This is a genomic window from Mesorhizobium sp. M0659, from assembly GCF_040320605.1.
Taxonomy (GTDB): Bacteria; Pseudomonadota; Alphaproteobacteria; order Rhizobiales; family Rhizobiaceae; genus Mesorhizobium.
The window spans coordinates 1-25685 of the sequence record NZ_JAMYPY010000031.1 but is presented as its reverse complement, the minus strand read 5'-3'; the positions used below and the strand labels follow the sequence as shown (position 1 = coordinate 25685).

30 protein-coding genes are annotated in these 25685 nt (G+C 62.6%); 22 read left to right on the top strand and 8 right to left on the bottom strand.

All coding sequences use genetic code 11. From position 1 onward, the window contains the following. The first annotated feature begins 30 nt into the window (after nt 1-30). The 7 genes from NKI31_RS29130 (at nt 31) to NKI31_RS29100 (ending at nt 4962) form a co-directional block, all read left to right on the top strand. Entirely contained in the window at nt 31-738 is a 708-nt protein-coding gene (locus NKI31_RS29130; RefSeq protein WP_023670997.1) for a metal-dependent hydrolase, read from the top strand. A gap of 44 nt (nt 739-782) precedes the next feature. Continuing rightward, nucleotides 783-1199, top strand: coding sequence for a hypothetical protein (locus tag NKI31_RS29125; protein WP_023670998.1), 417 nt, complete (start codon nt 783-785; stop codon nt 1197-1199). Between the two features lie 110 nt (nt 1200-1309). After that, entirely contained in the window at nt 1310-1597 is a 288-nt protein-coding gene (gene gatC, locus NKI31_RS29120; protein WP_023670999.1) for an Asp-tRNA(Asn)/Glu-tRNA(Gln) amidotransferase subunit GatC, read from the top strand. 7 nt (nt 1598-1604) lie between these two features. Further along, entirely contained in the window at nt 1605-2060 is a 456-nt protein-coding gene (locus NKI31_RS29115) for a GNAT family N-acetyltransferase (protein WP_023671000.1), read from the top strand. After that, entirely contained in the window at nt 2060-3625 is a 1566-nt protein-coding gene (locus tag NKI31_RS29110) for an amidase (RefSeq protein WP_352653215.1), read from the top strand. Before NKI31_RS29115 ends, NKI31_RS29110 begins: the two co-directional genes overlap by 1 nt. A gap of 1 nt (nt 3626) precedes the next feature. Next, complete coding sequence (locus NKI31_RS29105) at nt 3627-4157, top strand: hypothetical protein (protein WP_023712360.1); 531 nt, start codon at nt 3627-3629, stop codon at nt 4155-4157. A 7-nt stretch (nt 4158-4164) separates the two neighbouring features. Beyond that, the gene (locus NKI31_RS29100) at nt 4165-4962 is read left to right on the top strand and encodes a YdcF family protein (RefSeq protein ID WP_023693431.1); all 798 of its coding nucleotides are present in this window, start codon (nt 4165-4167) and stop codon (nt 4960-4962) included. Here NKI31_RS29100 and NKI31_RS29095 read toward each other — a convergent pair. Further along, nucleotides 4911-5654, bottom strand: a complete 744-nt coding sequence (locus NKI31_RS29095; RefSeq protein WP_352653224.1) for a DUF599 domain-containing protein — start codon at nt 5652-5654, stop codon at nt 4911-4913. The genes NKI31_RS29100 and NKI31_RS29095 overlap by 52 nt on opposite strands. Nucleotides 5655-5926: 272 nt before the next feature. Here NKI31_RS29095 and NKI31_RS29090 point away from each other — a divergent pair, with 272 nt between their 5' ends. The 4 genes from NKI31_RS29090 to NKI31_RS29075 all read left to right on the top strand — a co-directional run bounded on the left by NKI31_RS29090 (nt 5927) and on the right by NKI31_RS29075 (nt 9379). Continuing rightward, nucleotides 5927-7330, top strand: coding sequence for an L-serine ammonia-lyase (locus NKI31_RS29090; protein WP_023700741.1), 1404 nt, complete (start codon nt 5927-5929; stop codon nt 7328-7330). Between the two features lie 78 nt (nt 7331-7408). Next, nucleotides 7409-7846, top strand: coding sequence for a DUF1489 family protein (locus NKI31_RS29085; RefSeq protein ID WP_023815779.1), 438 nt, complete (start codon nt 7409-7411; stop codon nt 7844-7846). Between the two features lie 103 nt (nt 7847-7949). Beyond that, nucleotides 7950-8681 carry a hypothetical protein gene (locus NKI31_RS29080; protein ID WP_023752224.1) on the top strand — a complete coding sequence of 244 codons (732 nt, stop codon included), beginning with the start codon at nt 7950-7952 and terminating at the stop codon, nt 8679-8681. After that, nucleotides 8681-9379 carry a DnaJ domain-containing protein gene (locus NKI31_RS29075; RefSeq protein WP_352653214.1) on the top strand — a complete coding sequence of 233 codons (699 nt, stop codon included), beginning with the start codon at nt 8681-8683 and terminating at the stop codon, nt 9377-9379. Before NKI31_RS29080 ends, NKI31_RS29075 begins: the two co-directional genes overlap by 1 nt. A gap of 46 nt (nt 9380-9425) precedes the next feature. Here the strand turns inward: NKI31_RS29075 and NKI31_RS29070 are convergent, their stop codons facing one another. Beyond that, the gene (locus NKI31_RS29070; RefSeq protein WP_502896837.1) at nt 9426-10820 is read right to left on the bottom strand and encodes an SPOR domain-containing protein; all 1395 of its coding nucleotides are present in this window, start codon (nt 10818-10820) and stop codon (nt 9426-9428) included. A 68-nt stretch (nt 10821-10888) separates the two neighbouring features. On the opposite strand from NKI31_RS29070, the gene NKI31_RS29065 reads away from it, so the two are divergent. From NKI31_RS29065 to clpA, 4 genes are all read left to right on the top strand, one after another. Then, nucleotides 10889-11164: a hypothetical protein gene (locus tag NKI31_RS29065; RefSeq protein ID WP_155924279.1), complete on the top strand. Its 276-nt coding sequence runs from the start codon at nt 10889-10891 to the stop codon at nt 11162-11164. After that, a complete protein-coding gene (locus tag NKI31_RS29060; protein ID WP_023745119.1) occupies nt 11161-11490 on the top strand; it encodes a phasin family protein in 330 nt (109 codons plus the stop codon). The genes NKI31_RS29065 and NKI31_RS29060 overlap by 4 nt, the downstream gene beginning before the upstream one ends. A gap of 276 nt (nt 11491-11766) precedes the next feature. Next, nucleotides 11767-12093 (top strand): ATP-dependent Clp protease adapter ClpS, encoded by a 327-nt coding sequence (gene clpS / locus NKI31_RS29055; protein WP_023671012.1) that lies wholly within the window; start codon nt 11767-11769, stop codon nt 12091-12093. Nucleotides 12094-12099: 6 nt separating this feature from the next. Next, nucleotides 12100-14589, top strand: coding sequence for an ATP-dependent Clp protease ATP-binding subunit ClpA (gene clpA / locus NKI31_RS29050; RefSeq protein ID WP_023671013.1), 2490 nt, complete (start codon nt 12100-12102; stop codon nt 14587-14589). Nucleotides 14590-14694: 105 nt separating this feature from the next. Here clpA and NKI31_RS29045 read toward each other — a convergent pair whose 3' ends face one another. From NKI31_RS29045 to NKI31_RS29025, 5 genes are all read right to left on the bottom strand, one after another. After that, nucleotides 14695-15837 (bottom strand): phosphatase PAP2 family protein, encoded by a 1143-nt coding sequence (locus tag NKI31_RS29045; protein ID WP_352653211.1) that lies wholly within the window; start codon nt 15835-15837, stop codon nt 14695-14697. 73 nt (nt 15838-15910) lie between these two features. Next, nucleotides 15911-16339, bottom strand: a complete 429-nt coding sequence (locus NKI31_RS29040; RefSeq protein WP_023684683.1) for an HIT family protein — start codon at nt 16337-16339, stop codon at nt 15911-15913. Between the two features lie 94 nt (nt 16340-16433). After that, the gene (locus NKI31_RS29035; protein WP_352653210.1) at nt 16434-17648 is read right to left on the bottom strand and encodes a GNAT family N-acetyltransferase; all 1215 of its coding nucleotides are present in this window, start codon (nt 17646-17648) and stop codon (nt 16434-16436) included. A gap of 55 nt (nt 17649-17703) precedes the next feature. Continuing rightward, nucleotides 17704-18432, bottom strand: coding sequence for a glycerophosphodiester phosphodiesterase (locus NKI31_RS29030; protein ID WP_352653209.1), 729 nt, complete (start codon nt 18430-18432; stop codon nt 17704-17706). A gap of 14 nt (nt 18433-18446) precedes the next feature. Then, nucleotides 18447-18911 carry a RidA family protein gene (locus tag NKI31_RS29025; protein ID WP_023684686.1) on the bottom strand — a complete coding sequence of 155 codons (465 nt, stop codon included), beginning with the start codon at nt 18909-18911 and terminating at the stop codon, nt 18447-18449. Between the two features lie 138 nt (nt 18912-19049). Between NKI31_RS29025 and NKI31_RS29020 the strand changes: the two genes are divergently transcribed. The 5 genes from NKI31_RS29020 to tsf all read left to right on the top strand — a co-directional run bounded on the left by NKI31_RS29020 (nt 19050) and on the right by tsf (nt 22806). After that, on the top strand, nt 19050-19880 hold the full coding sequence (locus NKI31_RS29020) for a cell envelope integrity EipB family protein (protein WP_023724373.1): 831 nt from the start codon (nt 19050-19052) through the stop codon (nt 19878-19880). 44 nt (nt 19881-19924) lie between these two features. Further along, the gene (locus tag NKI31_RS29015; protein WP_023671020.1) at nt 19925-20203 is read left to right on the top strand and encodes a DUF4031 domain-containing protein; all 279 of its coding nucleotides are present in this window, start codon (nt 19925-19927) and stop codon (nt 20201-20203) included. Next, the gene (locus tag NKI31_RS29010; protein ID WP_352653208.1) at nt 20200-20811 is read left to right on the top strand and encodes a LysE family translocator; all 612 of its coding nucleotides are present in this window, start codon (nt 20200-20202) and stop codon (nt 20809-20811) included. The genes NKI31_RS29015 and NKI31_RS29010 overlap by 4 nt, the downstream gene beginning before the upstream one ends. A gap of 177 nt (nt 20812-20988) precedes the next feature. Continuing rightward, on the top strand, nt 20989-21777 hold the full coding sequence (rpsB, locus tag NKI31_RS29005; protein WP_023671022.1) for a 30S ribosomal protein S2: 789 nt from the start codon (nt 20989-20991) through the stop codon (nt 21775-21777). 108 nt (nt 21778-21885) lie between these two features. After that, complete coding sequence (gene tsf, locus NKI31_RS29000) at nt 21886-22806, top strand: translation elongation factor Ts (RefSeq protein WP_023684688.1); 921 nt, start codon at nt 21886-21888, stop codon at nt 22804-22806. A 33-nt stretch (nt 22807-22839) separates the two neighbouring features. Here tsf and NKI31_RS28995 read toward each other — a convergent pair whose 3' ends face one another. After that, nucleotides 22840-23766 (bottom strand): LysR family transcriptional regulator, encoded by a 927-nt coding sequence (locus NKI31_RS28995; protein ID WP_352653207.1) that lies wholly within the window; start codon nt 23764-23766, stop codon nt 22840-22842. Nucleotides 23767-23865: 99 nt separating this feature from the next. On the opposite strand from NKI31_RS28995, the gene NKI31_RS28990 reads away from it, so the two are divergent. After that, nucleotides 23866-24393 (top strand): nuclear transport factor 2 family protein, encoded by a 528-nt coding sequence (locus NKI31_RS28990; RefSeq protein ID WP_023671025.1) that lies wholly within the window; start codon nt 23866-23868, stop codon nt 24391-24393. Between the two features lie 34 nt (nt 24394-24427). Continuing rightward, the gene (locus NKI31_RS28985; RefSeq protein WP_352653206.1) at nt 24428-25537 is read left to right on the top strand and encodes an aldo/keto reductase; all 1110 of its coding nucleotides are present in this window, start codon (nt 24428-24430) and stop codon (nt 25535-25537) included. Nucleotides 25538-25685: the final 148 nt, after the last annotated feature.

The window sequence follows — 25685 nt, the reverse complement described above, 5'->3', positions numbered from 1 at the left end:
CGGCGCAACCAAAATCGAGGAACACGATCGATGAAATTGACCTGGTACGGACATTCCGCCTTCCGCGTCGAGACATCAGGCGCGAACATCCTGATCGACCCCTATCTCGTCGGCAATCCGTCATGGACGAGCGGCTGGGAGGGGCCGGCGGAAGGCGTCACCCATGTGCTTCTGACCCACGGCCACAGTGATCATGTCAGCGGCGCGGTGGAGGTGCTGAAGAAGAGCGGCGCCCAGCTGGTCGCCAATTACGAGATCTGCATGTACCTGGTCGGCAAGGGCGTCGACGGCAAGAAGATCAATCCCGGCAATCATGGCGGCACCGTCGATTGCGGTGCCTTCACCACCACATTCGTGCAGGCACTGCATTCCTCGTCGTTTGGGCTCGATGGCGGCCAGAACGTCTACCTCGGCAATCCCAACGGGCTGGTCCTGCATTTCCCGGAGGACAAGACGCTCTACCATATGGGCGACACCGACATCTTCTCCGATATGGCGCTGATCGAGGAATTGCATGAGCCGAAGATCGGCCTCGTGCCGGTCGGCGACCGCTTCACCATGGGCGGCGCGGTGGCGGCCCTGGCCTGCCGGCGCTTCTTCCACTTCGACACCGTCGTGCCATGCCACTTCGGCACCTTCCCGATCATCGACGCGACGGCGGAGAAGTTCGTGGCCGGCCTCGAAGGATCAGGTGTCGACGTAGCCTTGCCAGCCATCGGCCAAACGATCACACTATAGAGCGATCGTTGAAACGATCCCTTGTCGCAAAGGGGAATTAAACCATGGGTTTGAGAGAGACTCTTTGCGTTTCGATGCTGGTCGCTGCGTCGCCCGCATCCGCCGCCGAGGACTTCATCAAGGGCGTTTACCTCCAGACCCAGGAGCTTTGCGCGCAAGCCAAAAAGGACACGCTGCAGACGCTGATTGACACCGGCAATGTCATCTTGTCGGCGGACGGCCTGCAAAGCGTCGAGTATAATTGCGAGTTTGTCCAGGTCACCAAGGCGACGCGCTCGCCGAGCTGGGCGGTCACTGCCATCTGCCAGGAGCCGGGCTTTCTCTTTCCCGATATACTGTCGATCACGCAGATGAACGCGACCCAAATCGACATCGTCTCGGTGCGCCCGACCGCCGACGAAGGCGAGCAGGCCGGCAATGGCGGCAGCTATTATCTGTGCGAGGGTGTATCGCTGCCCTAGGCTGAAATGCCGCCCTGGCATGAACGGGCTCTATCCCCAAGCACGATCGATGTTGCGCGGCACGCGCCACGCCGCTATAGCGCGATCTGGTTTTCCCAAAGGCTAAAGACATGTCCGTTGATCTGCAAACTGTGAAGCGCGTCGCGCGTCTCGCCCGCATTGCGGTGAGCGAGGAGGATGCCGAGCGCATGACCGGCGAGCTGAACGCCATTCTGGGCTTTGTCGAGCAGCTGAACGAGGTCGATGTCTCCGGCGTCGAGCCGATGACATCGGTGACGCCGATGGAGATGAAGAAGCGCCAAGACATCGTCACCGACGGCAACAAGGCCGCCGATATCGTCGCCAATGCGCCGGCCACTGACGAGAATTTCTTCCTCGTGCCGAAGGTCGTGGAGTAGGCGGCCGATGGCAATCGAGATCGCCATCGAAACGCCGCTGCAGGACGATGTCCGCGCTTTGGTCGAGGAGCTCAACGCGGCTCTGCTCGAACTGACGCCGCCGGAGCATTGCTACCATCTGACGGTCGAGCAGATGGCTGGCGACGACACCACCGTCTTTATCGCCCGCGACGACGGGCAAGCCATCGGCTGCGGCGCGCTGAAGCGCCATGATGCCCGCGTCGGTGAGGTCAAGCGTATGTACACGCGGCCTTCGCATCGGGGCAGGAAGATCGGCGCCAAGATCGTCGAACATGTCGAAACGCTGGCGCGCAGCGAAGGGCTGAAGCGTCTGGTGCTGGAAACCGGCGACCGCCATCCCGCCGCCTGGACCGTCTATGAACGCGCCGGCTTCTCGCGCTGCGGGCCGGTGCTGGATTATCCCGATTCCGAGTGGTCGGTGTTTTACGAAAAGAGCCTTTGATGAGCGAACTGACCCATCTGACAATTTCGCAGGCGCGCGCCAAGCTGCGCGCCAAGGAGATTTCTGCCGTCGAAATCACCGAGGCCTATCTCGGTGCCATCGAGCGCGCCAATCCGGTGCTCAATGCCTACATCGTCGTCACCGGCGACAAGGCGCGCGATATGGCCAAAGCTTCCGACGCCAGGCTCGCCAAGGGCGAGGGCGGTGCGCTGGAGGGCATCCCGCTCGGCATCAAGGATCTGTTCGGGACCGAAGGTGTCCACACCCAGGCCTGCAGCCATGTGCTGGACGGCTTCAAGCCGCGCTACGAATCGACCGTCACCGCCAATCTGTGGGCAGACGGCGCCGTCATGCTGGGCAAGCTTAACATGGACGAGTTCGCCATGGGCTCGTCCAACGAGACCTCCTATTACGGCCCTGTCGTCAATCCGTGGCGGCGTTCGCGCCTCGACACGGTGGTGATGCCGACCACGCATCAGGGCGATGGCGGTTTCGTTTCGGCCGGCGGCACGAAGACCGCGCGCACGCTGGACAATGCCCAACTGGTGCCGGGGGGCTCGTCGGGGGGCTCGGCTTCCGCCGTCTCGGCTTTCCTGTGCGCCGGCGCCACCGCCACCGACACCGGCGGCTCGATCCGCCAGCCAGCCGCCTTCACCGGCACCGTCGGCATCAAGCCGACCTATGGCCGCTGCTCGCGCTGGGGCATCGTTGCCTTCGCTTCGTCGCTCGATCAGGCGGGCCCGATCGCCCGGGACGTGCGCGATGCCGCGATCATGCTGAAGTCCATGGCCTCGGTCGACGCCAAGGACACCACTTCCGTCGACCGGCCGGTGCCGGATTACGAGGCGGCGATCGGCAAACCGATCAGGGGCATGAAGGTCGGCATTCCCCGGGAATATCGCGTCGACGGCATGCCGGAAGAGATCGAGGCGCTGTGGCAGAAGGGCATTGCCTGGCTCAGGGATGCCGGCGCCGAGATCGTCGACATTTCGCTGCCGCACACCAAGTATGCTTTGCCGGCTTATTATATCGTAGCGCCTGCCGAAGCATCGTCCAATCTGGCGCGCTATGACGGCGTCCGCTATGGCTTGCGCGTGCCAGGCCAGGACATTGTCGACATGTACGAAAAGACCCGAGCCGCCGGGTTCGGTCAAGAGGTCAAGCGTCGCATCATGATCGGCACCTATGTGCTGTCGGCAGGCTATTACGATGCCTACTATCTGCAGGCGCAGAAGGTGCGCAATTTGATCAAGCGCGACTTCGAGACGGTTTTTGCCGACGGCGTCGACGTCATCCTGACGCCGGCGACGCCGTCGGCCGCCTTCGGCATCGCCGACGAGGACATGGCCGCCGATCCGGTAAAAATGTACCTCAACGACATTTTCACGGTGACCGTGAACATGGCCGGACTGCCGGGCATTGCCGTGCCTGCCGGCCTCGATGCCAAGGGCCTGCCGCTCGGCCTGCAGCTGATTGGCCGTCCCTTCGACGAGGAAACCCTGTTCCAGACAGCCGCCGTTATCGAGCAGGCGGCGGGAACCTTCCAGCCGGAGAAGTGGTGGTAGCATGCCGCCTCCGTCTCGCATTTCCATCGTCGAGACGGGAAACGAACTGCTGATCACGAACCCGCCACGCACCTCGGATTTCAGGACAGTCTTTGTCCTGATCGGGGCCGCGATCGTCGCCTACACCGGCTACATGGGATTGACGGATATGTCGTCCGCAACGCTCACCAGCGGCACGCTCGGCCTGCTGTCCTTCGTGGCGGTCATTGCCCTCTTCACCTATTTCCTGGGCAAGGATTTCATCTGGCGGGTGTTCGGCAGGGAAACCCTGCGGCTGACCGACACCGCAGCCGTGCGCTCGGTGAGGGGTTCTTTGCGAAATCGGTGGTCACTGCCTTTGAAAGGGCATCTTAGGGTCGAAATCCTCGACCATACCTATCCCACGGACGAAGTGGGACTGTCGGAAGTCATCAGCTTAACCAACGCGAACGGCGCCCTTGTTTTCGGCAGGGAGTTAAGCCGCCTCGAAGCGGAAGCGGTAGCGAGTGCGGTCGAGCACTTCACCGGCCGTCACAATTTGAGCTGGAGATAGGCAGGCAATGTTCTTCTATCTCTCCAAGGTATTCTGGTTCTTCGTCCAACCACTTAACCTGGCGATCTTCCTGCTGCTTGCCGGCTTGCTCGCGGCGCTGATCGGCCGCCGGCGATTGGCGGCGACGGGCAGTGTGTTCGCCTTCCTGATTCTGGCGCTGTCGGCCTGGACGTCGCTTGGCGCCATGATGCTCAATCCGCTCGAAGAGCGCTTCCCAAAGCCGCCGCTGCCGCGGAAGGTCGACGGCATTGTCGTGCTCGGCGGCGGCTTCGAGGGCGCCATCAACTTGGCGCGCGGCGGCTATGAGCTGAATTCCGGCGGCGACCGCATGGTCGAGGCGGCGATCCTTGCCCGGCGCTTTCCCGAGGCGAAAGTGGTTATCTCGGGCGGCACCGGTGAACTGTTCATCGATGGCGAGGGGGATGCGGCCACCGCGCCGCGGCTGCTCGGTGCGCTTGGCGTCGACGCCGATCGCCTGATGCTCGAGAGCAAATCCCGCAACACCTATGAGAATGCCGTCTTCACCAAGGAACTGGTAACGCCGAAATCGGGCGAAACCTGGCTGCTGGTGACCTCCGCCTTCCACATGCCGCGCGCCAAGGCGCTGTTCGACAAGGCCGGCTTTCACACGGTCCCGTGGCCGGTCGACTATCGCACCTCGGGCAAGGAAGGCTTTGGCCTGTTTCGCGACAACGCACCCGATTCGCTGCAGACCACGACCATGGCGATCCGCGAATGGATCGGGCTCGCCGCCTATTGGCTGTCGGGCCGGATCGACCAGCTTTTCCCCGGCCCGGGCGGCTGACCGATCACGGCTTGCCTAGCGGCGGAAAAGAACTGACGCCGCACCAGCACTGCCAGTAGCAGCAGCGTCGACAGCACGAACACGATCGGGTCGACGAACCAGCCGAGATAGCCGATCGAGAAGAACACCGCGCGCAGGCCTGAATTGAAATGCTTGCCGGCCAGCATGTTCATGCGCGCCGCGCGCCACACCGCCGTTTCGCTGACCGGGTTGCGTGACGCCTCGCCATAGGGGATCGGCACCGCGCCGATCAGGATCGTGCAGTAGTTGAAGAGACGGTAGGCCCAGCCAAACTTGAAGAAGGCGAAGGCCAGGATCAGCACCAGGCCAAAGACCTTGATCTGAAAGGCGGAGCGCGATGAGGTCGCGTTCAACGGCAGGTCGTTCAGCACGTCAAGGACCTGATCCGAGGCGCCAAGCAGCGCGAAACAGCCACCGAGCGCAATCAGCGAACTGGAGGCGAAAAAGGCGGTGCCTTGCTGCAGGCCGCTCATGATGGCGGTGTCGACGATGCGGATTTCGCGCTCGGCCATGGTGCGCATCCAGGCCTCGCGCTGCACGTTCATGGCCATCGTCAACGACACCCGGCTGACCAGTCTGCCGTCGGACGCCAGCGTATGCAGCAACCATGCGAGCAGGAAAAAAGCCAGCGCCGCCAGATCAGCCGTCGACAGATGGAAGGAATCGCCCATGCCCCCTTTTACCACAGCCAAAGCGGTCAGTTCGATGCTCCAAAGCATGTCGCCCAAAAGTGAGCTGCGGTTCTGGGACAACCACATGCATTAAAACAAGAACTTAAAGCGCGTCGCATGAATCCGTTTCAGCGCGACGCGCTTTCAGCCGGGGATGTCGCTGCCGGAGCAAACAAGGTCGGCAGGTGCAGCGCCGCAATCCGCAAAACAGCACAAACATCATGGAAAGTCCTATATGTAGGTCTTGATCCCATTCCCGGAGACGGCGCAGCGTGTTTCTTTCGGTTTTCGACTTGTTCAAGATCGGCATCGGACCGTCGAGTTCGCACACGATGGGACCGATGACGGCGGCGCGGCGGTTTCTCGACGAGATCGCCGGAGATGACTGGCCGCGCCCGGCCGGAGTCAAGGTCGATCGCATTGGCGCCAGCCTGCACGGCTCGCTCGCCTATACCGGTATCGGCCACGGCTCGGATCGCGCCGTTGTCCTCGGCCTTGCCGGCCTGACACCGCAGACGGTCGATCCCGATCAGGCCGAAGGCATCGCCACGCGCATCGCCGCCGAGAAGCGGATATCGCCACACGGCCATCCCTCCTATCGCTTCGACCCGGCGACGGATCTGGTGCTCGACCGCAAGACGCCGCTCACCGGCCACGCCAACGGCATGGCCTTCTACGCTTACGATGCCGGCGACCGGCTGCTGCTCAAGCGCATCTATTATTCCATCGGCGGCGGCTTCGTGGTGTCCGAGGAAGAGCTGCAGCGGATGAAGGTCAAGGGCTCGGTGACCACAGAAGGCAAGAAGGTGCCCTATCCCTTCAAGAACGCCGTCGAGATGCTGAAGATGGCAGGCAAAAGCGGCCTGTCTATCGCCGACATGAAGCGCATCAATGAAGAGACGCATATGTCGCGCGAGGAGCTCGACAGCGGCCTTGATGCGATCTGGGGCGCCATGAAGGGCTGCATCGACCGCGGCCTGTCGCAGGACGGCATCATGCCGGGCGGGCTGAAAGTGCGCCGTCGTGCCCGCATGCTGCACGACAAGCTGCAGGAGCAATGGCAGCAGAACAAGCCCAACCCTTTGCTGGCCAATGACTGGCTGTCGATCTACGCCATGGCGGTGAACGAAGAGAACGCGGCCGGTGGACGCGTCGTCACCGCGCCCACCAATGGTGCGGCCGGCACATTGCCGGCGGTGCTGCGTTACTGGCTGCATTTCCACCCCGAGGCTGACCAGCCGAGCATCCGTGACTTCCTGCTCACGGCGGCCGCCGTCGGCGGCATCATCAAGACCAATGCCTCGATCTCCGGCGCCGAAGTCGGCTGCCAGGGCGAGGTCGGCTCGGCCTCGGCGATGGCTGCCGCGGGTCTCTGCGCCGTCATGGGCGGCACGCCCGAGCAGGTCGAGAACGCCGCCGAAATCGCGCTCGAACATCATCTCGGCATGACTTGCGATCCAGTCGGCGGTCTGGTCCAAGTGCCTTGCATCGAGCGCAACGCGCTCGGCGCCGTCAAGGCGGTCACCGCCGCCTCTCTGGCGATCAAAGGCGACGGCGTCCATTTCGTGCCGCTCGACGCCGCGATCGAAACAATGCGCCAGACGGGCCTCGACATGAACGAGAAGTACAAGGAAACCAGCCTTGGCGGGCTCGCTGTCAATGTCGTGGAATGCTGACCGCGCAACGCCACTGGCACTGTGGAGAAGTCGGGCAGGGCCGTTGACGCAATCGCGCGCCGGACTAAACCTTAAGCGATGGCACTCAATCTCCTAAAACTGTGCGTCGGTTGCGACAGCGTCGAGGACCTCGAAGAATGGATCGCCTTTCGCGTCGATGAGCGCCGCCGCGCCGGCGAACCCGCCGAGCACTGGCACACCACCCGCATGGTGCCGGCGCGCGGCGCCGAGGTGACCGATGGCGGTTCGCTTTATTGGGTGATCAAGGGCAGCGTGCAATGCCGCCAGCTGATCACTGATATCAGGCCCTTCACCGACGACGAAGGCATCGGCCGTTGCCGCCTGATGCTCGACCTCGACGTCGTGCGCACCGACTGGCAGCCGCGCCGCGCCTTCCAGGGCTGGCGTTATCTCAAACCGTCGGATGCGCCCGCCGATATCGGCAAGGGCAAGGCCGGAATGGTCGAGATGCCGCCGAAACTGAAGCGCGAGCTCGCCGATCTGGGCTTGCTGTAGAGCCAAGGGCGCGGCCGCTTCTCCCAGAGCGTCGAGCGCTGGCCCTTCATCTTGTCCAAGGCTGGACTTGCAAGGGGCCCGACAACGCCACATCTTGCTTCTTATGAGCGACAAGAAGCAGCGCGTGCCCGCAAGGGCCAGTCCTGCGCCGGTCAAGCCTCAATCCAATGCCGGCGAGATCGACGCCTTCATCCGTCAGGCCCGGACGCTTGCCGCGTCCGCGACCGGCTCCGGGCGGCTGATCCTTGCGCTCGACGCCACGATGAGCCGCCAGCCGACCTGGGATCTCGCCACCAAGCTGCAGGGCGAAATGTTCGACGCCGTCGGCAAGGCCGGAACTCTCAGCGTCCAACTGGCCTATTTTCGCGGGTTGGGCGAGTGCCGCTCGTCGGCTTTTGTCGCCGATACTGATGCCCTGAAGCAGCTGATGACGCGGATCGACTGCCGTGCCGGCCACACCCAGATCGGCAAGGTGCTGGCGCATGCGCTAAAGGAAACGGCGGCGGCCAAGGTCAACGCTCTGGTCTATATCGGCGACGCCATGGAAGAGGATATCGACGAGCTGGCGCAGAAGGCCGGCAGCCTCGGTCTGCACGGCGTTCCCGTCTTCGTCTTCCAGGAAGGCCATGATCCCGGCGCAGAAAAGGCGTTCAAGGAGATTGCGCGGCTGTCCAAAGGGGCTTGGTTCCGATTTGATCGGCGGGCTGCCGCGACCTTGGCCGGGCTGCTTTCGGCGGTTGCCGTCTATGCGACCGGCGGATTGAAGGCGCTCGAGGCAAGGGACAGGCCGGGAGACCGGCTGCTGATCGAGCATCTCAGGGGCGGCGGGAATTGATGGGCGCTATCATTGCACTTGTTGCACTGTTTCTGGTGCTGCTCGGCGCGGCGACGATCTTTGTCCGCGCCGATGCGAAAAGACTGGCAAGCGGCATGCGCACGCTCGGGCCGGTGCTTCTGGCGCTGGTCGGGCTTGCCGTTCTGGTGGTCGGGCGCGAAGGCATTGCCGGCCTCATCCTGGCCGCGGCCCTTGCCTGGTACGGTTCGATGCGAATGAAGCGGCCGTCGGTCGGGCCGGAGCCCGGCAAGCGCTCGACGGTGCGGACCGCCGCACTGGAAATGGAGCTTGATCACGATACGGGCGGGCTTGAAGGCCTGGTTCTGGCCGGCCGCCATGAAGGCAAGATGCTGGGCGCGATGGGCCTGGCCGAGTTGCAGCAGCTTTACCGCGAACTCTCCGGCGACCCGGAGAGCCGCCAGCTCCTAGAGACGTATCTTGACGGCCGTTTTCCCGTCTGGCGCAAAGACGCTGAGGCGAACGGTGGCGAAGGGTTGGGTGTTGCGCCAGGTGCGGGCGCCATGACTAAGGAGGAGGCCTACAAGATCCTTGGTCTTGAAGCGGGGGCCGCCGCGGCGGATGTCCGCAAGGCGCACCGCCGCCTGATGCAGCGCCTGCACCCCGACATCGGCGGCACGTCTTTCCTGGCGGCGCGGATCAACGAAGCCAAGGACGTCTTGCTCTCCAATCACAACTAGTCTCCTTCGACGCAGTAAATTTCCGGGAGATGGTTCCGACGCCGCCCTACTGTTGGACTGCGTAGCAGGCGATTTTCTTTTTCTTCAGGGCATTGCAGGCATTCCAGGCCGCGTCCTTCGAGCCGAAGCCGCCGAACCGGGCGCGGTAATAGGTCTCGCCATCCTTCTCGAAGGCGACGGTGAAACCGGAAGCAGCCGCAAGAACCTTGGGCGCCTGCTTGGCGGTCTTGTCGAGGAAAGCCTGGGCTTCGGACTGCTTGGGCGACGACGCCACCTGCACCGCCCAACGAGCCGGCACCGAGGCCGTGTTGACCGGGTCGACCGCCTTTGGGGATGCAGGCGTGGGTTCGGCGTAGGCAGCCACAATCTGCGCAGTTTCGACCTTCGGCGCCGTCACGATGACGGTCTTGACCTTCCTGGTCTTGACGACGGGGGCGGGCTCTTCGACCGCGGCCACCGTCTGTTCGTCGGCAGACTGGCCTTCAGCAGACTGCTCGTCAGCGGATGTCGGATCGTCATTGGACGCTACGGCATCGTCTTCAACCATCGGCTTGCCATCCGGCGTCGGCGCGTCATGCTTGGGCAGGAAGACCTTGGCCAGCGCCTTGACCGGATTGTCGCCGCCGGCCTTGGCGACCAGGGCGCCGCCGCCGCGGGTCGATGCGCGCGGCATGTATGCGTTGATCAGGCCGGCCATCTGGTTGTCGCGGCTGCGCCCCGAAGTGCCGCCCATGACGACGGCGACGAGGCGGCGGTTGCCATCCGAAACCGACGAGACCAGGTTGAAGCCGGAGGCGCGGGTATAGCCGGTCTTGATGCCGTCGACGCCCTTGATGCGGCCGAGCAGGCGGTTGTGGCCATTGATGCGCTGGCGGCCGTAAAGGAAGGAGCGCTGCGAGAAATAGCCGTAATACTGCGGATAATGTTCCCTGAGCGCTATGCCAAGCATCGCCATGTCGTGGGCGGTTGTGAACTGGCCGGGATCGGGCAGGCCGTTGGCATTGCGAAACACGGTGCCGTCCATGCCGAGCGCGCGCGCCTTGGCGGTCATCATGCGGGCGAAATTGCTTTCGCTGCCGCCGAGCAGTTCGCCGAGCGCGGTCGCCGAATCATTGGCCGACTTGGTCACCATCGACAGGATGGCGGTTTCGACCGAAACCGCTCCGCCCGCCTTGACGCCGAGCTTGGTCGGCGGTTCGGCCGCCGCTTTGGCCGAGAACGGCACGGGCGTGTTCCTGCTGATCCGGCCCTTCGCCATGGCCTCGAAGGTCAGATAGAGCGTCATCATCTTGGTCAGCGACGCCGGGTAGCGCCGGCCGTTGGCATCGGACGAATAAAGCACCTTGCCGGTCTTGGCGTCGACGACGATCGCCGAAGACCTGGCGGCCATCGAGGACGCGGCATCCGCAACGACAAATGACATCGCCAAAGCGAGGATCATGATCGTTTTGAGGGAAGATGCGGATTTTGAACCGAAGACCGACAACGCCTGACGCACTGATAGTTCCTTTGAAACTCATTGCCCTGGAGGCGGCAAAGGGATCCGACCTCACTTGTCGTCAAACTATCGCGGCCAGCGTTACCAATCCGTTTATGGTAACCGGCGCGTTCACCATTTTCCTCGGGCTTGAGCCTTTCTTTATTCGAATTTTAGCTGTTACCGGCGCAGCGCGGCCTGATGCCGCTGAAATCTTGACTTTTGTGCAGCGCACAATATATTCTCGTGCATTGCACAATCGCGCTCAGGCAAGGGCGCTTCAAAACGCCAAGGGAAACGTCAAATGACCCAGACCTACGAGGACTTCTCGAAATACGGCAAGGAGTTTGCCGATACCGGATTGAAGAGCTTCACCTCGCTCTCCAAGGGGGCGCAGGCGATCGCCGCTGAAGCTGGCGAATACACCAAGAAGAGCTTCGAAGCCGGCAGCGCCGCGGTCGAAAAGCTGTTCTCCGCCAAGTCGCTGGAAAATGCGGTCGAGATCCAGTCCGACTTCGCCAAGCAGAGCTATGAGAGCTTCGTTGCCGAGGCGACCAAGTTCGGCGATCTCTATGCCGATCTCGCCAAGGAGGCTTACAAGCCCTTCGAATCGATTGTCGCCAAGGCGAAGTAATTTCGCTCGAGAATACCAGGCACGGCCTTTCGGGCTTGCAAAACAGACCCGGTCGCGGATGCGCGGCCGGGTTTTTTCATGCCGGTTTCAATTCCGGGGCTTTGGCAGTTCACGATTTTGAAAATCCCCTCGGTTTGCCCACCTAGCCATATTGTCAGCTAACAAGAAGGGCTTAAAATCGTCCATCGAACACCTACATATCGAACTCGCATGGGGATTCGAAAGAGGCAGGACTACGTGACTTCAGGTTTGACTGCCACGACAAGCGTGGTGCGGATGCAAAGTGACGGCGACGGCAATGAGGCCGGTCGCGGCACAGCCGTCATTACGCGCACCAAGACCAAGACCAAGAAGCCCAGCCTTTACAGGGTCCTCATCCTCAACGACGACTATACGCCCATGGAGTTCGTGGTTCACGTCCTGGAGCGTTTTTTTCAAAAGGACCGCGAAGCCGCCACACGCATCATGCTTCATGTTCACAATCATGGGGTGGGCGAGTGCGGGGTCTATACATTCGAGGTGGCCGAGACCAAAGTGTCTCAGGTCATGGATTTCGCCCGACAGAATCAGCATCCGCTGCAATGCGTGATGGAGAAGAAGTGAGGTAACATGCCGGCTTTCTCCCAAGGCCTGGAAAAGGCGCTTCACCAGGCGCTGACGCTCGCCAATGAGCGGCACCATGAATATGCAACCCTAGAACATCTGCTGCTCGCCCTCATCGACGACACCGAGGCGGCCGCCGTTATGCGCGCCTGCAACGTCGATCTCGACGAGCTGAAGCACACCGTTCTGACCTATATCGACACCGAACTCGACAATCTGGTCACCGGTTACGATGAGGATTCCAAGCCGACCGCCGGCTTCCAGCGCGTCATCCAGCGCGCCGTGATCCATGTGCAGTCATCCGGCCGCGAGGAAGTGTCCGGCGCCAACGTGCTCGTCGCCATCTTTGCCGAGCGCGAGAGCCATGCCGCTTATTTCCTGCAGGAACAGCAGATGACCCGCTACGACGCGGTCAACTACATCTCGCACGGCATCGCCAAGCGCCCCGGCGCATCGGAGACGCGCTCGCCGCGCGGCGCCGATGACGAGCAGGGCGGCCAGAACGGCGCCGAGCCGCAGGAGGAAGGCGGCAAGAAGAAGCAGCAGCAGGATGCGCTGACTGCCTATTGCGTCAACCTCAACAACAAAGCCAAGGCCGGCAAGATCGATCCGCTGATCGGCCGCGAGAGCGAAATCAACCGCACCATCCAGGTGCTGTGCCGCCGCTCCAAGAACAACCCGCTCTATGTCGGCGATCCCGGCGTCGGCAAGACGGCGATTGCCGAAGGTCTGGCCAAGCGCATCGTCGAAGGCGATGTGCCCGAAGTGCTGCAGGACGCCACCATTTTCGCGCTCGACATGGGCACGCTTCTGGCCGGCACGCGCTACCGTGGCGATTTCGAAGAGCGGCTGAAGCAGGTTGTCAAGGAGCTAGAGGATTATCCCGGCGCCGTGCTGTTCATCGACGAGATCCACACCGTCATCGGCGCCGGTGCGACGTCCGGCGGCGCGATGGATGCGTCGAACCTGTTGAAGCCGGCGCTGTCTTCGGGTGCCATCCGCTGCATCGGCTCGACCACTTACAAGGAGTTCCGCCAGTTCTTCGAGAAGGACCGCGCTCTGGTGCGGCGCTTCCAGAAGATCGACGTCAACGAGCCGACCATCGAGGACGCCATCGAGATCATGAAGGGCCTCAAGCCCTATTATGAGGAATTCCACAAGGTGAAGTTCACCAACGAGGCGATCAAGGCTTCGGTGGAACTGTCGGCCCGCTACATCAACGACCGCAAGCTGCCGGACAAGGCGATCGACGTGATCGACGAGACGGGCGCCTCGCAGATGCTGGTGCCGGAAGCCAAGCGCAAGAAGACGATCGGCATCAAGGAGATCGAAGCCACGATCGCCACGATGGCCCGCATCCCGCCGAAGACGGTTTCGGCCGACGACGAGAAGGTGCTGCAAGGCCTCGACATCGAGCTGAAGCGCGTCGTCTATGGCCAGGACACCGCCATCACCGCGCTGACCTCGGCGATCAAGCTGGCGCGTGCCGGCCTGCGCGAACCGGAAAAGCCGATCGGCTCCTACCTGTTCTCAGGCCCGACCGGCGTCGGCAAGACCGAAGTCGCCAAGCAGTTGGCTGCCTCGCTCGGCGTCGAGCTGATCCGCTTCGACATGTCGGAATATATGGAACGCCACACCGTCTCGCGGTTGATCGGCGCGCCTCCCGGCTATGTCGGCTTCGACCAGGGCGGTCTGCTTACCGACGGGGTCGACCAGCATCCGCACTGCGTGCTCTTGCTGGATGAAGTCGAGAAGGCGCATCCGGACCTGTTCAACATCCTGTTGCAGGTCATGGACCACGGCAAGCTGACCGACCACAACGGCAAGCAGATCGACTTCCGCAACGTCATCCTGATCATGACCACCAATGCGGGCGCATCGGATGCGCAGCGCGCGGCGATCGGTTTCGGATCGACCAAGCGCGAAGGCGACGATGTCGAGGCCATCAACCGGTTGTTCACGCCGGAGTTCCGCAACCGTCTCGATGCGATCATCCCGTTCGGTTCGCTGCCGGTGCCGGTCATCCATCAGGTGGTGCAGAAGTTCGTCATGCAGCTCGAGGCCCAGCTCTCCGAGCGGGGCGTCACCTTCGACCTGTCGTCCGACGCGATCGCCTGGCTGGCCGACAAGGGCTATGATGAGCGCATGGGTGCGCGGCCGCTCGGCCGGGTCATCCAGGAGCACATCAAGAAGCCGTTGGCCGACGAGGTGCTGTTCGGCAAGCTCAAGAAGGGCGGCACGGTGCGCGTCACCGTCGAGAAGAAGGAAACCGGCGAAACCGGCCTGAAGCTCGAATCACTGGCCGACGAAGCCCCGGTGCAGCCGAAGCAGGAGCCGGAAGAGGCGCCGAAAGCCCGCAAGGCGGTGGCCAAGAAGCCCGTCGCCAAGAAGGCGGTGGCGCAGAAGCCTCAGCCCAAGGGCAAGGACGAGCCTGAGCCGAAGGGCAAGGACGGCGGCAAGCGCAGCCTGGTGCCGCAACTGCCGCGCAAGAGCTAAAAAGTTCGCCTATGAAAAAAAGGGGCCCGGTGACGGGCCCTTTTTTCATTGGCTGGCCGGTTTGCCGACACAACGCCCCTGCTTTTCAGGTCAGATGTTGTTAGGTCAGGCGGCGACGCCCTCGGGTGCAAACTTGCCCAGAAAGTACCCGCACGCCTTCCACATGGCGATCGAAATCAGAACGCTCGCATAGCCATCCACGGCATAATGCCAGCCAAGGACGACCGAGCCGACCATGATGATTGCGGCGAATGCCCACATCAAAAGGCCGGCCAACCATGAGCGGCGTGTTGCATAAAGCGCGAAAAGCACCGCCATCGCTACATGCATGGACGGGAAGGCGGATATGCCGAGACTGCCTGGCGTCGCCCCGATATAGCCGCTCCACACAATGTCCTGCGTGCTGAGCGCCCAGATCGGATAGATGCGATCGGCGGCGGCGAGTGCTTGCATCAGGGAATGATAGTCGCTGCCCAGCCCCAGTCGCTCGTAAAAGCACGGCCCTGCCGAAGACAGGCCCATCGCCAGGAAAAAACCCGCCAGTATCCACACGAGCATGAAGCTCATCAGGAACTGGTGACGCAGCTTCGTGTCCCTGCGCGTGATGCAAGCGATGAAGACCGAGGCGATAAGGACGACGAACCAGGAATTGTAAGCCAGGTTGAACGATCTTACGGCGAGCGGCGACTGGACGATAAACCATAGCCATTCATGGGGCGCTCGGCCGAAATGCAGCACCCGGTCGGCCTGAGCCAATGCGTGATCCCATGCGAATGGCGAAAGGATCGCGACCGCGCCTTTCAACACACCGAAAGCGGATATGAGCGCAATGCACGCGGCCAGACCATTCAGGCTGTTGGCGTTGCGCTCGGCGTCGCCGAAGACGCCGCCGATCGATCGCAGAAAAGTGCCGAGCGGCTCAGGATCCCGCTTGATGAGTGCAAGGTGAAAAAAGCTGCCGAGTGCGAAGGCGCAGCCACCGATCCAGAAAGCGAAAAGAAGGTATTGGGAATAGTCTTCCAGCACGCCGAAATCCGGCATGTTTCCGGTGCGCAGGCCGACCGCGGCTGCCAAAAGCAGGGCAGCGATGGCCATCGCGTGCAGCAGGCGGTGTCGCCGGTACGCGTCCGCCAAGGTGCGCAGAAAGCCCCGCCCGGCAGCTGCTTTTACCAACGGCTCTGATGTCGCAACCGAATGTTCCACGATTTTGAAAACCCAAACGCATCCCGGTACGGAGCACGTTATCACGGCGTGGTTTGATATTTTCCTAACCGACGTGGTGGATTGTGGCTGAGCGCATCGCCCTGAGGCGCGCGCCACCTCAACCGTTCAGCGCTGCTCGGATCTTCGCCGCGTTCTCCGTCAGCACTTCGGGCTTCTCCATCTGCCCCGTATGCGGCTTGAGCGCGATGCCTTCGAACCGCGGGATGACATGGACATGTAGGTGGTAGACGGTCTGGCCGGACGCCGGTTCGTTGAACTGCAGGATGGTGACTCCGTCAGCGCCGAAAGCCTTTTTGACCGCCAGCGCGACCGTTTGGACCGTGGTGAACAGCCGGCCGAGCGTCGCGGGATCGGCATCGAGCAGATTGCGCGACGGTGCTTTGGGCACCACCAGCGTGTGACCGGGGCCTTGCGGCATCACATCCATGAAGGCGACCACGGCATCATCCTCGTAGATGCGGTGCGAGGGGATTTCGCCGCGCAGGATCTTTGCGAAGATATTGCTGGGGTCGTAGGCCTCGGTCATGGCGGCGCTCCGGGAGTATGCTCCGGTGTAGCGAAGCTGTCCTGGACCGGCAAGATGGTCAGGTAAGACGGTCAGGCGAGGCAGGCGCGGATCGCTATTCCTCAAGATCCTTGCGGAACGGCGTATGCTCTTCCAGAATTTCGCCCATCCGCTCGACCTCGCGCCGCTCACGCCGGAGATAATCGGCCACAGCATTGCGCAGGCCGGGATGTGCGATGTAGTGCGCCGAATGCATGGTCACGGGACGATAGCCGCGCGCCAGTTTGTGCTCACCCTGCGCGCCGGCCTCGATCACCTTCAGCTTGCGCTCGATGGCGAAGTCGATGGCCTGATGGTAGCAGACTTCGAAATGCAGGAACGGGTGGTCCTCGATGCAGCCCCAATTGCGGCCGTAGAGCGCATCGGAGCCGATGAAGTTGATGGCGCCGGCGACATAGCGGCCATTGCGCTTGGCCATGACCAACAGGATGTCCCGGGACATGCGCTCCCCGATCAGCGAGAAGAACTTGCGGTTGAGATAGGGCCGGCCCCATTTGCGGCTGCCGGTATCCATATAGAAGGCGAAGAAATCGTCCCACGCCTTTTCGGTCAGGTCCTTGCCGGTCAGCCGGTCGATCGAGATACCGTTGGCGAGCGCCTCGCGGCGCTCCTTCTTCATCGCCTTGCGCTTGCGCGATGCCAGCGTGGCGAGAAAGTCGTCATAGGTCGAAAAGCCTTCGTTGAAGAAATGGAACTGCTGGTCGGTGCGGTGCAGGAAGCCGGCTGCTTCCAGCGTTGCAACGTCGCTTTCATTGGCGAAGGTGACATGCGCGGAGGACACGCCGAGCTTTTCCGTCACCGCCTTCAGGCCCGCTGCGAGACCGGCCTTCACAATGGCGCTGTCCTCGCCCTTGCTGACCAGCAGGCGAGGGCCGGTGACCGGAGAGAACGGCACGGCGCATTGCAGTTTCGGATAGTAGTTGCCGCCGGCGCGTTCGAACGCATCGGACCAGCCGTGGTCGAAGACATATTCGCCCTGGCTGTGCGATTTGAGATAGCAGGGCACGGCGCCCAGCAATCTGCCTTGGGCATTTTCCAGTCTGAGATGATGACCTTGCCAGCCGGTGCGCCGCACGGCGCAGCCGGAATCTTCAAGCGCGCGCAGAAAAGCATATGAAACGAGAGGGTTATAGCCGTTTTCTGTGTCGCTGCGGGTTGTGCCGGTAAAGCCGTTCCACTCGGCACATGTGAAGGCATTGATGCCGGCGGCGACGCGGATGGAGAACTCCGCATTCGCCGTTTGCCCATCGACTTCGTCACCCTGATCCATGAGGCTTATTTAAGCTCTGTCGGGGCCGCTACAAGTCACGTTTCAGGCACTCCCATCAGGCGACTTTGACCAGATCGGGTTCGAACCCTTCGAACGTCATCTGGTCGGCGTATTTGAAGGTGAGATCCACCGCCGGCTGGTCATGCACCGTCCAGGTGATCACAGGCATTTTCAGCCTTTCGCGCACGAAGCTGACGAACGGGTTCGGCAGATCGCCGGCGGCATAGGAGGTGAAGGCGAGGTCATGCGCCAGCATGGCAAAATGCGCCTCGATCAACTGGTTGTCCCTGCCATAGGCGGTCAGCCCACCCGGAATGCCAGGCGCATCCCTGGGGAAATAGCGGACCAGCCAGTGGTCGAACGACATGATCGCCGCCTTGCCCTTGTAGCGCTCCAGCATCTTGCCGACGCTCGCCACCAGGCCCTCGTCGTAGCCGGGCACGCCCTTCAGTTCGACAACCATCGGCACACGGCCGTCGACCAGGTCGAGCGCTTCTTGCAGTGTCGGCACATGGTCCTTGGTGCCGCCGATCCTGAGCGCCGCCAGTTCCGCCGCCGTGCGCTGCCAGACGAAGCCGTCCTGGCCGGTCAACCGCCTGAGATCGCCGTCATGAATGATGACGGGGACGCGGTCGGACGACAGATGCACGTCGCATTCGATCGCATAGCCGCGCTCGGCGGCAGCCGCGAAGGCCGACAGCGTGTTTTCCCAGCGCGTCTTGTTCATGTCGTGAAAGCCGCGATGCGCCACCGGGCGGGCGGTCAGCCAGGAAAGGTCGGTCATTGTCTTGGTCCTGCTCATGCGACCTCGAAGACGGCTTCGATTTCCACTGCGGCATTAAGCGGCAGACAGGCGGTGCCGACGGCGGAGCGGGCATGCTTGCCGCGCTCGCCAAGGGCGGCGACCAGGAAATCGGAGGCGCCATTGGCGACCAGATGCTGCTCGACGAAATCCGGCACAGATGCAACAAAGACGGTGATCTTGACCAAACGCTGGATTTTTTCGAGATCGCCAAGTGCTGCTTTTGCTTGGGCCAAGACATTGATTGCGCAGTACTTTGCGCCTTCCTTGCCGGTTGCGGTATCGACGTCGCGGCCGAGCAGGCCGCTTGCCTGCAGCTTGCCGTCCTTGAGCGGCAACTGCCCGGCGGTGAACAAAAGATTGCCGGACCTGCAATAGGGCACATAGTTCGCGGCGGGCGCTGCGGCGGCAGGTATTGTCACGCCGAGATCGCTTAGCCGCTTTTCGATTGTTTCACTCATGGTATTTCCCTATTGCTTGGAGACGCCGCGCTGGCCGGGCCGAAATTGCTATTTTTGCCTCGCTTCCGCCACGACTTTTTTTAAGCTGGACCATCTTTACCTGTGGCCTGCCATCAGCTGCGACGATCGGAGCCCCTTATGCGCGCAACGCGCCTTGCCTTCCACGCCGTTCTCTTTCCGGTGCTGTTCTCGATGGCTCCAGCCTTTGCCGTGCCGGCGCTGCAGGCGCATCGCGCCGTCTACGATCTTACCCTCGACAAGGCGTCGGACCGCTCGGGCATCACCGGGATTTCCGGCCGCATGGTCTATGAGTTCAACGGCTCGCCCTGCGAGGGCTATACGGTAAAATTCCGTTTCGTCACCCAGATCGCCACCGGCGACAACACCAGGCTGACCGACCAGCAGACGACCACGTTCGAGGACGCCGAAGGCAAGACCTTCTCGTTCGTGACCAAATCCTTCGTCGACCAGAACCTCGACAAGGAGGTCAAGGGCACCGCCACGAAAGAGACCAAGGGCCTCAAAGTCGACATTGACAAGCCCGAGAAGAACAGCCTGGAACTTGCCACCACCCAGTTCCCGACCCAGCATCTGGTCGAACTGATCGGCAAGGCCGAGAAGGGCGAGAATTTCTACGAAACCAGCCTGTTCGACGGTTCGGAGGATGCCAACAAGGTGATGACCACCACCGTCATCGTCGGCAAGAAGGCCGAGGGCGACAAGGCCGACCCCGAAGCGCCGGCGCTGGCCAAGCTTGCAGGCGACAAATACTGGCCGGTCGACATCGCCTATTTCGACGAGACCGACAAATCGGGCGAAGAGGTGCCGGAATACCGCATCAGCTTCAAGCTGCACGAGAACGGCATCACCCGCGACCTCACAATGGACTATGGCGAGTTCTCGATGACCGGAAAGCTGGTCAACCTGTCGCTGTTCGATCAGACCAAGCCTTGCCCCGTCTCGAAATAGCGACAATGCGGCGCTGGCCACGGCAGGCTTGATGGCAGTTCCCGATGGCGGTCTATGTCGATGCGGCAATCTGGAAATGGGCCGGCCATCGCTGGTGCCACCTGATGGCCGACGATACGGACGAACTGCATCGTTTCGCCGCCGAGCTTGGCGTCAAGCGTTCGTCCTACCAAGGGCCGCCCAGGACATCGGCGCCGCACTATGACATAACCGGCTTCGAGCGCGACCGGGCGGTGCGGCTCGGCGCCATCGAATGCAGCCGCGAGGAGATCGTTGCGATCTTCAGGCGCGTACGGGTACCCAACGGAAAGGGCCGATCGTGACGCTAACGGCATTCCTGGCTTATTGCCTTGCCATCACACTTGCCGCCGCCACGCCGGGACCGGCGATGTTCACGGTGATCACCAACGGCGTGGCACGCGGCTTCCTGCGTGCGTTCGTCGCCGGAATGGGCATTGCCGCCGGCGATGCCGTGCTGGTCACCCTGGCACTGCTCGGGCTGGTGGCGCTGGCCCAGACCTTCGAATGGGTGTTTCTCCTGTTGAAATACGCCGGTGCGGCCTACCTGATTTTCCTCGGCATCAAGATGTGGCGGGCCGCGGCCGCGCAATCGGCCGCGCAAAGAATCCCCCAAACCGGATTGTCGCGTTCGTTCTTGCTTGGCGCCTCCGTGGCGCTCGGCAACCCGAAGGCGATCCTGTTCCACGCCTCGATCATGCCGCTGATCCTCAACCTCGACACCATGACGTTTGCCGACGGCCTGCTGGTGGTGGCAGTCGTCGTCGGCGCCAATATTCTCACCATGGGCATCTACGCCGCGCTGGCGGGCAGGGCATCCGGCTGGTTCAGGACGCCCGAACGCATGCGGCTGATTAACCGGTTCGCCGGCAGCGCCATGATCGGCACCGGAGCGCTGATTGCCGCACGCTGAGCGATGAAGCACCTCACCGCTTGCGTTTGCAGCGCTTCCCCTCTATATGCGCGCTCATTCCACACACGGACTTTGGTGTCTGCCCGGGAGAAATCCGGCTGAAACCTCCGGTGGCGTTCGAGGACAAAGTCCAAAAATGCCTGTGTCCGTGGAGGCTAACCGGAAAAGGAACTAAGAATGGCACTGCCTGATTTCAGCATGCGCCAGCTTTTGGAAGCTGGCATTCACTTCGGCCACCAGACCCACCGCTGGAACCCGAAGATGGCGCCTTACATCTACGGCGCCCGCAACAACATCCACATCATCGACCTGTCGCAGACGGTGCCTTTGCTGCACCAGGCTCTGAAGCAGGTTTCCGACACCGTTGCCAAGGGCGGCCGCGTGCTGTTCGTCGGCACCAAGCGCCAGGCGTCCGACATCGTCGCCGACGCCGCACAGCGTTCGGCCCAATACTATGTCAACTCGCGTTGGCTCGGCGGCATGCTGACCAACTGGAAGACGATCTCGAATTCGATCCAGCGCCTGCGCAAGCTCGACGAGATGCTGGCCGGCGAAGCCCAGGGCCTGACCAAGAAGGAACGCCTGAACCTCGACCGCGAGCGCGAGAAGCTCGACAAGGCGCTCGGCGGTATCAAGGACATGGGCTCGACGCCCGACCTGATGTTCGTCATCGACACCAACAAGGAAGCGATCGCCATCCTCGAGGCCAAGCGCCTCGGCATCCCGGTCGTTGCCATCATCGATTCGAACTGCGATCCGGACAAGATCGACTTCCCGATCCCCGGTAATGACGACGCGGCGCGCGCCATCCAGCTCTATTGCGACCTGATCGCCAAGGCTGCCATCGACGGCATCGCCCGCCAGCAGGGCGCGCTCGGCGTCGACATCGGCGCCTCGGTCGAAGCTCCGGTCGAACCGGCGCTTGATCCGGCTCCGGCCCCGGCTGCGGACGCTCCGGAAGCTTGACAATCGAAGGCCGGTTGCGGCCTTCATCATTCTCATATTTGGCACGCTAGACAGACGCATCACCGAGTACCGGTGGTGCGTCGGTGCATTTAAAACAAAGAGGCGACAATGAGCATTTCGGCTGCACAGGTCAAAGAACTCCGCGACTTGACCGGCGCGGGCATGATGGACTGCAAGGCGGCGTTGACCGAGACCAACGGCAACATCGAAGAGGCCGTCGACTGGCTGCGCAAGAAGGGCATTTCCAAGGCCGACAAGAAGGCTGGCCGTACTGCCGCCGAAGGCCTGATCGGCGTCGACTCCGGCGTCCGCGAGGCCGCCATCGTCGAGGTTAACTCCGAGACCGATTTCGTGGCCCGCAACGAGCAGTTCCAGGAGATCGTTCGCAATGTCGCCAAGGTCGCGCTTGCTTATGGCACGACGGAGGCTGTCTCTGCCGCAAAGTATCCGGGTTCGGACAAGTCGGTCACTGACACCATCAAGGACGCCGTTGGCACCATTGGCGAGAACATGAGCTTCCGCCGTTCGGCCAAGCTCACCGTCCCGCACGGTGCTGTCGCAACCTACGTCCACAATGCGGTTGCCGATGGTCTTGGCAAGCTCGGCGTTCTGGTCGCGATCGAGACGACGGGCAATGAGCATGCCGCCAACGCCTTTGGCCGCCAGGTCGCCATGCATGTCGCCGCCACCAACCCGCTGGCGTTGACCGCCGAGCAGATCGATCCGGCAGCGGTCGAGCGCGAGAAGGCGATCTTCGCCGACCAAGCGCGCCAGTCCGGCAAGCCGGAAGCGATCATCGAAAAGATGGTCGAAGGCCGCCTGCGCAAGTTCTACGAGGAAGTCGTGCTCCTCAAGCAGGCCTTCGTGCTCAATCCCGACATCACTGTCGAGCAGGCGCTGAAGGATGCCGAGAAGGACATCGGCGCTCCGGCCAAGATCTCCGCCTATCTGCGCTTTGCGCTGGGCGAAGGCATCGAAAAGGAAGAGACCGATTTCGCGGCGGAAGTCGCGGCGGCGGTGAAGAAGTAGTTTTAAAAATAGCCCCGAAAAGGGCTTCTCAGCTCAGGCAACTCGGCCGGGTGTCCGCAAGGATGCTCGGCCGATTTCTTGTGCGGTGTCGATGAAGGCCCTGAGCTTTGGCGCCATCGACGCCCTGCGCGGGAAGTAGAGGAAGAGGCCGGGCTCCTCGATCGCCGTTTGCGGCAGGATCTGAACGAGGCGGCCGGCGGCCAATTCCGCGCGCACCAGCGGCTCGAACACATAGATCAGCCCGACGCCGGCAAGCGCAAGGTCGATCGCGGCCAGCGAATCGGTAACGATGACCGTACCCTTCGTCTCGGCCACGACATCCTTGCCGTCCTCGGTCAGGTCCCAGCGATAGAGTGCGCCGGAGCGCACAAGCCGGTAGCCGACGCAATTGTGGTCCGAAAGATCCGTCACACCGCGCGGACGGCCATGCCGGCCGACATAGGCGGGGGAGGCGACGATCACGGCGTTGAATGGCGGCGTCAGCCGGACCGTGACCATGTCCTGTGCGATCATCTCGCCCAGCCGGATGCCGGCATCAAAACCCTCGCCGACAATGTCCACCAGCCCCTGGTCGGTGAGCAATTCGATGGTCACATCAGGATAGCGTTCAGCCATCGCGGCGACCACGGGAGTGACGGCAAGTGGAACGGCGATGTTGGGAACGTTCAACCTGAGCAAGCCGGAGGGCCGGCCCTTGATGGCTCGGATGCGGTCCATCCGGTCGGCGATATCCTGGAGAGCAGGGGCTGCCGTCTCCACCAGCGCCTTGCCGGCTTCCGTCAGCGAGACGCTGCGCGTGGTGCGCGCAAACAGCGGCTGGCCGATCCGCTGCTCCACGAGGCGCACCGCATGGCTGACGGCGGATGGGGACATGCCCAGTTCGGCCGCAGCTAGCGCAAAGCCGCCGCGTCGGGCAACGGCGACGATGACAGGCAAATGACTGAGCAGATCCCGGTCCATTCATGCATGATATCGCATAGTCCTTGCGAACACTTCAATCTTCTCGATGCCGACAGGCTGATCCATATTGCCATCACCGATGCACAAAGGAGAAGAGAGATGGATGCCTTGAAACACGCTACCTTCGCCGCAGGCCTTGCCCTAGCGCCGGTCGATGCCGGCGGCGCCGAGCCGTCCGGTTGGCGCGCGCTCGCCGACGAACGCGCCGTCATCCGCATCGCCGATGCCATCGACCGTGCCGTCGATGCGCAGGACTGGAAGCTTGCCCGCTCCTATTTCGCCGACCGTGTCACCGTCGACTTCAGCAGCCTGTCAGGACAGCCTGCCGCCACCATCCCCTCCGACAATCTGATCGGTACCTGGGCCGGCAACCTCAGGGGCAGCAAGACCAGCCTGCATCTGCGCACCAATCACCAGGTGATCTTTGAGGCGGACGCGGCGACCGTCTCTTCGAACGGCTATGCCTGGAACCGGATGGAAGGCAATGGCGACCCGCTGTGGGAAGTCTGGGGCACCTACGAGCACCATCTGGTTCGCTCCGGGACCGGCTGGAAAGTCGACGGCTTCGTTTTCCGCGCCACGCATGAGCGCGGCAATCCCTGGGTCAAGATGACGCCTGGCCAGTGAGCCGGCGTCAAGAAATCAGGATAGGAAAAACACCATGACCATGAGCTATTACACACTGGGCAACAGCGGCCTGCGCGTCAGCCGGCTGGCACTGGGCACCATGACCTTTGGCACCGAATGGGGCTGGGGCGCGGACAGGGAAACCGCGCGCGCCATGGCCGACGCCTATGTCGAGGCCGGCGGCAATTTCTTCGACACCGCCGACCTCTACACCGGCGGCACAGCCGAAACCTGGCTCGGCGAATTCATCGCCGAGCGAGGCTTGCGCGACAGAGCGGTGATCGCCACGAAATTCACCTTCAACGCGGAGCCCGGCAATCCGAACGCCGGTGGCAACGGCCGCAAGAACATCTTGCGCGCCGTGGACGCCTCGCTGAAGCGGTTGGGCACTGACTATATCGACCTCTACCTCCTCCATGTCTGGGACGGGCTGACGCCGGCCGAGGAGGTCATGCGCACGATGGATGATCTCGTGCGTGCGGGCAAAATTCGCCATGTCGGCCTGTCCGATGTGCCGGCCTGGTATGCTGCCCGCGCGCAGACGATCGCCGAGTGGCGCGGCTACGAGCCGGTGTCGGCCCTGCAGCTTGAATATTCGCTGGTGGAGCGTTCGATCGAAAATGAGTTCGTGCCCTTCGGCACCCGCCATGGCGCAGGAATCATGGTGTGGAGCCCGCTGGCAAGCGGGCTGCTCAGCGGCAAGTACCGGCCGACGCAGGAAGGCCATGCCGGCCGGCTCGACGGCTTTCGCAACACCACTCATCCGGGGTTCCAGAAGTTCACCGAGCGCAACTGGGCGATCGTGGCGGAGCTCGAAAAAGTTGCCGCCGAACTCGGACGCAGCATGGCGCAGGTCGCGCTCAACTGGGTGGCAACGCAACCGGGCATCGCCACCGTGATTCTTGGCGCCACCAAGCTGGCGCAGTTGCAGGACAATCTGGCGGCGTTGGATTTCACTTTACCCGCCGAGATTCGCGCGCGGCTGAATACGGTCAGCAAGACACCGCCGCCATTCCCGTACGCCTATTTCGGTTCCGACATACAAGCCCGGGTTACCGGCGGCGCCGTGACCGGCGACAAGCCGTTGGGTTATGCGCCGCCGCTGCTGGTCGAGGGCGACGCCGTCAGCATCACCAGCAACTGACGGGCCGCGACGGGAAGGCGGAATTGGGCGAGGGGCGCCCCGGGACAAAGCGGCGGCCGGGGGGTTTGGGGAAACTGGCTAGCGCCCCCGGGGGGGCCCGCCCGGCGGCGGCCTGGCCCGGCTGCGCCACCCCACAAACTACAGGGGA

Coding starts and splice junctions, on each gene's coding strand:
- NKI31_RS29040 (WP_023684683.1), bottom strand. CDS start 16,339: ATGACCGAGGCCTACGACCCCAGCAATATCTTCGCAAAGATCCTGCGC.
- clpA (WP_023671013.1), top strand. CDS start 12,100: ATGCCGGCTTTCTCCCAAGGCCTGGAAAAGGCGCTTCACCAGGCGCTG.
- NKI31_RS29105 (WP_023712360.1), top strand. CDS start 3,627: ATGCCGCCTCCGTCTCGCATTTCCATCGTCGAGACGGGAAACGAACTG.
- gatC (WP_023670999.1), top strand. CDS start 1,310: ATGTCCGTTGATCTGCAAACTGTGAAGCGCGTCGCGCGTCTCGCCCGC.
- clpS (WP_023671012.1), top strand. CDS start 11,767: ATGCAAAGTGACGGCGACGGCAATGAGGCCGGTCGCGGCACAGCCGTC.
- NKI31_RS29075 (WP_352653214.1), top strand. CDS start 8,681: ATGGGCGCTATCATTGCACTTGTTGCACTGTTTCTGGTGCTGCTCGGC.
- NKI31_RS29060 (WP_023745119.1), top strand. CDS start 11,161: ATGACCCAGACCTACGAGGACTTCTCGAAATACGGCAAGGAGTTTGCC.
- NKI31_RS29085 (WP_023815779.1), top strand. CDS start 7,409: ATGGCACTCAATCTCCTAAAACTGTGCGTCGGTTGCGACAGCGTCGAG.
- NKI31_RS29070 (WP_502896837.1), bottom strand. CDS start 10,820: ATGATCCTCGCTTTGGCGATGTCATTTGTCGTTGCGGATGCCGCGTCC.
- NKI31_RS29030 (WP_352653209.1), bottom strand. CDS start 18,432: ATGACCGACCTTTCCTGGCTGACCGCCCGCCCGGTGGCGCATCGCGGC.
- NKI31_RS28990 (WP_023671025.1), top strand. CDS start 23,866: ATGGATGCCTTGAAACACGCTACCTTCGCCGCAGGCCTTGCCCTAGCG.
- NKI31_RS29095 (WP_352653224.1), bottom strand. CDS start 5,654: ATGGGCGATTCCTTCCATCTGTCGACGGCTGATCTGGCGGCGCTGGCT.
- rpsB (WP_023671022.1), top strand. CDS start 20,989: ATGGCACTGCCTGATTTCAGCATGCGCCAGCTTTTGGAAGCTGGCATT.
- NKI31_RS29125 (WP_023670998.1), top strand. CDS start 783: ATGGGTTTGAGAGAGACTCTTTGCGTTTCGATGCTGGTCGCTGCGTCG.
- NKI31_RS29015 (WP_023671020.1), top strand. CDS start 19,925: ATGGCGGTCTATGTCGATGCGGCAATCTGGAAATGGGCCGGCCATCGC.
- NKI31_RS29020 (WP_023724373.1), top strand. CDS start 19,050: ATGCGCGCAACGCGCCTTGCCTTCCACGCCGTTCTCTTTCCGGTGCTG.
- NKI31_RS29035 (WP_352653210.1), bottom strand. CDS start 17,648: ATGGATCAGGGTGACGAAGTCGATGGGCAAACGGCGAATGCGGAGTTC.
- NKI31_RS29100 (WP_023693431.1), top strand. CDS start 4,165: ATGTTCTTCTATCTCTCCAAGGTATTCTGGTTCTTCGTCCAACCACTT.
- NKI31_RS29115 (WP_023671000.1), top strand. CDS start 1,605: ATGGCAATCGAGATCGCCATCGAAACGCCGCTGCAGGACGATGTCCGC.
- NKI31_RS29110 (WP_352653215.1), top strand. CDS start 2,060: ATGAGCGAACTGACCCATCTGACAATTTCGCAGGCGCGCGCCAAGCTG.
- tsf (WP_023684688.1), top strand. CDS start 21,886: ATGAGCATTTCGGCTGCACAGGTCAAAGAACTCCGCGACTTGACCGGC.
- NKI31_RS28985 (WP_352653206.1), top strand. CDS start 24,428: ATGACCATGAGCTATTACACACTGGGCAACAGCGGCCTGCGCGTCAGC.
- NKI31_RS29130 (WP_023670997.1), top strand. CDS start 31: ATGAAATTGACCTGGTACGGACATTCCGCCTTCCGCGTCGAGACATCA.
- NKI31_RS29080 (WP_023752224.1), top strand. CDS start 7,950: ATGAGCGACAAGAAGCAGCGCGTGCCCGCAAGGGCCAGTCCTGCGCCG.
- NKI31_RS28995 (WP_352653207.1), bottom strand. CDS start 23,766: ATGGACCGGGATCTGCTCAGTCATTTGCCTGTCATCGTCGCCGTTGCC.
- NKI31_RS29025 (WP_023684686.1), bottom strand. CDS start 18,911: ATGAGTGAAACAATCGAAAAGCGGCTAAGCGATCTCGGCGTGACAATA.